This window comes from Salinactinospora qingdaonensis, assembly GCF_039539445.1.
In the GTDB taxonomy this organism is placed as follows: domain Bacteria; phylum Actinomycetota; class Actinomycetes; order Streptosporangiales; family Streptosporangiaceae; genus Salinactinospora; species Salinactinospora qingdaonensis.
Genome location: NZ_BAABDD010000060.1, coordinates 1 through 3,403, shown reverse-complemented (window position 1 = coordinate 3,403; position 3,403 = coordinate 1). Strand labels below are relative to the sequence as shown.

Annotated in this window: 3 protein-coding genes and 1 pseudogene; 2 read left to right on the top strand and 2 right to left on the bottom strand. The window is 60.8% G+C overall.

The genetic code is table 11. The features are described 5' to 3' along the window. Together ABD848_RS24720 and ABD848_RS24715 are read right to left on the bottom strand one after the other, a co-directional pair. Nucleotides 1-161: pseudogene (locus ABD848_RS24720) on the bottom strand (lysine--tRNA ligase); the annotation flags it as partial. Nucleotides 162-318: 157 nt separating this feature from the next. Continuing rightward, nucleotides 319-1,332 carry a tetratricopeptide repeat protein gene (locus ABD848_RS24715; protein ID WP_344977566.1) on the bottom strand — a complete coding sequence of 338 codons (1,014 nt, stop codon included), beginning with the start codon at nucleotides 1,330-1,332 and terminating at the stop codon, nucleotides 319-321. Between the two features lie 98 nt (nucleotides 1,333-1,430). On the opposite strand from ABD848_RS24715, the gene ABD848_RS24710 reads away from it, so the two are divergent. Next, entirely contained in the window at nucleotides 1,431-1,967 is a 537-nt protein-coding gene (locus ABD848_RS24710) for a hypothetical protein (RefSeq protein WP_344977563.1), read from the top strand. Nucleotides 1,968-1,970: 3 nt separating this feature from the next. Then, nucleotides 1,971-2,426 carry an adenylate cyclase gene (locus ABD848_RS24705; protein WP_344977560.1) on the top strand — a complete coding sequence of 152 codons (456 nt, stop codon included), beginning with the start codon at nucleotides 1,971-1,973 and terminating at the stop codon, nucleotides 2,424-2,426. Nucleotides 2,427-3,403: the final 977 nt, after the last annotated feature.

The window sequence follows — 3,403 nt, the reverse complement described above, 5'->3', positions numbered from 1 at the left end:
AGGTCACCGTGTTTATCGCGCACCTCGGCCACGGACGTGGTGCGGGAAAAGACAACCGGGTAGGGGTCGATCCCCGCCTCACGCAGGCGGTCCAGCTTCTCGCGGCGGACCCGCACCTGCTCGGGCAACTCGTCGTAGGAATCGCCCAGCACGTCACTCACGCCTCGATGTTATCGGCGGCCACGAGCCCAATGGCCTACATCCCCAGAGGCAGAAGAGAGATTTGATCCCGGTCATCCGGTGTGACTGGATTCGGATAGGCTGGCGTGTGATGCCCATCCTGACTCTTACTATGGGCGCCTGTTTAGATAGAGCCAGTCAATGCTTGATGCCGAGCCAAGCACTGAAATGGGCAAGGGTGCCGGAACTACGTCGCTGGGCCGCGGCGATGGCGTGGACGGTTTCATGGACGTGGGGATGGTATCGAGTCTGCTGCGGGGCAACACGCCGTGCGCTGTCCAGGGCTTTAAGGACAGCAGCGTAGTCACCGCTGAGCGTCCATGCCCGGGCCACGTCTTGCCAATGATGACCAACCCGCGTGGCTTTGACGTCACCGGGAATGCGGATCTGGGAGCCAAGACGAGCGGCTTGCCCAGGGTCTCCGGTTTCTAGTGCTACTGCCACCCGGTGGATCTCGACGTTACCGGGACCGAAGTTAGTGTCATAGGTGGTGGACTCGTGACCGACCATATCTCCGAATCTGGCCGCCTCCTGGAGGTGCTCCTCGGCTCGTGTCTTGTTTCGATCGCGAGCGGCGATCATAGCTCCACGCAGGTGGGCTGATCCGCTGAGGGCGACACTGTTCTCATCTCGTGGATCGACGGGAATCAGGTCGAGGGAGCGTTGTACGAGTTGCTGTGCCGTGTCGTAGGCGGCGTGCGAGAGGAGAATCAGCGCGCGCTGCTGTAAAGCGTGTGCGCTCAGCAAGGGCTGTCCAGAGAATGCGGCGGTCTGCTCCATACGGTCCAAACCGCTGGAGGCCAGCGAGAACCAACCGAATCGGTAGGTCAGTTGAGCGGTATTCCCGTAGGCACGGGCAAGCATCCGATATGCGTGCTCTCGCTCTTCCTCTGTGGAGGAGGCTTCCAAAGCCCCGTGAAGTTGACGTAGCAAAACCGGCATCCGCATCAACGCACGCCGTGTGTAGTCGTTGTGCCGATCCTGCTGGATCGAGGCGAGATCTGCGCTCAACTCGCCCCATGAGGGAGGTTCGACCGCCTCCACGTAAGAGCCCTCGGCGAAGAGAGTCTGTAGCTCGGCCACACCGGGGAGGCCGCCATCCTCTTCGAGTAGTTCTCGAAACGGCTGGTCGTAGAGTTCCTGCGTCTCCATACCCAAAGCCCGCGCGACTGCCGCGACCAGCCCTGGCGACGCCGGCTCCCTACCCTGTTCCACCGCACGAACCATGCTCGCGCTGTAGCGAGCACGGTGTGGAAGCAAGCGCCAACATTGTCGTTGTGGATCACACTCATGTTGAGCGGGTTCATCGCCTCCTCGATACCTACACTCCTGAGCTGTCCGTGAGGTTGTTGAACTCTCTCAACGAGGGCCAAGCCTCTCTGGAGGCAATCGACCATGTTCTCAACCAACGCGGAGCGGTCGCTGAGGCACGCTACGTCACTGCGGGCGTCTCCGGTGCGCGAACCTCCTACCGGCTGTCTGACGGTCGGCGTATCTACGTCAAATGGATACGTCCGGTGCGGCTTCCACATACATGCGCAGACTGCCGTTTCAACAACGAAACCGACTGTCAGGAAGGCTTCTACGGTCTTCGCCTCTACCGCTCTCGGGAAGATGGGTATCTCGTCGGAATCTGCCGGCAACGGATGGATCTGTGCTTGCCTCTCGCAGAGTTCAACCGCAGCCGCCTAGCTGATGAAATCCTGGCCTTCCGACATGCTGAGCATGTCAGGCTGACCAAAGACGCTACAACATCAGCGCCATCTCCGGCCGAAGAGAAGGAGTGACCTATGGCCAATGCCGTCATTGAATACGAAGCGAAAATCCTCGACGTCGCTCCACAGGAGTTGGCTCGCATCATCATTGACAAAGCCGGCAGTAAGGTAACCCTGACCGTCAAGGAGATCGTCTCCGACGACATCGGCGGCGCTCAGGAAACCGAGATCACCGTGTCCGATTTCGACACCACGAACACCCTCCTCGGCAAGTTGGGCTACCGGGCGAAGGCATACCAAGAGAACCAGCGTCAGAGTTTCCTACTCGATGGCGCCCAACTAGAGATCGACTCTTGGCCACACATCCCGCCCTACCTGGAAATCGAAGCTTCAGGGAAAGCGGAGGTTCTGCGCGTTGCCGAACTACTGGGCTATAGCGAAGATCAACTCACCGGCAAGAACACCACCAAAATCTACGCCGACTACGGGATCGATCTGAAGAGCATCACCGACTTGCGATTCACCGAATAACTGCCGCTGTCCGTTCGGGCGTGATTACTGTTCGCCCGAACGGACAGCTCCTAGAGAAGGGACCCCCTGACTATTAGGGGCGTGTGCTTGGCGTTTTCTTGTTCGTGAGTCGGCTGGGACTGGGGTCAGTGTGGGTTGGTGAGGATGTGGTGGGCGTTATCGGTGCGGTGGGGGGTGGGGCGTGTGTTGGAGGGGGCGTTGTTCGCTCGTGTCTCGATCGCTTCGCGATCTCGACAGCCCAGGGGAGGCCGAGGGGTGAGGAGGGGCGAGCCGAGGCCGGGGTGGCAGGTAGTGCTGTGGTTCGACGGTGCTCAGGCGTGGTAGGTGCGGTGGACGAACCATGCTGAAACCCCTCTCCAGGCACAACAGTTCCCCGCCCGCCTCCTGGCCCCTCGGGGGAGGGTGCCTGAAGGGAGCCCCCTCCCTGGCACCCCCGGGAAGATTTCCTCAAGAGAGCCCCCCTCCCTGGTGTTCTTTCCGGACAGGTTTCCTGAAGGGAGCTTCCTGGCTGCCGAGATCGCGAACATGGGCACCACGGGATCGCGCCAGATACCTAAGTCCCCCCTGGCTGCCAAGATCGCGAACATGGGCACCACGGGATCGCGCCAGATACCTAAGTCCCCCCTGGCTGCCAAGATCGCGAACATGGGCACCACGGGATCGCGCCAGATGTCTAAGTCCCTCCCTGGCTGCTGAGATCGTGAGTATGGGCGCCACGGGATCGCGTCAGATGCCTAAGTCCCTCCCTGGCTGCTGAGATCGTGAGTATGGGCATCACGGGATTGCGTCAGATGCCTAAGTCCCCCCTGGCTGCTGAGATCGCGAAGCGATCGAGGCACGAGCGGCGGGCGAGGGGCTTTGATCTCCTTGCTTCGAAAGTTCCTTTTTCGCCTCCTCAACCCCGGTGGTGGGGAGGAGCCAACCTGACCAGCGGGTCTGTCCTTTTTATCCCGGTGCGACATATGGGGGTGCCCCAT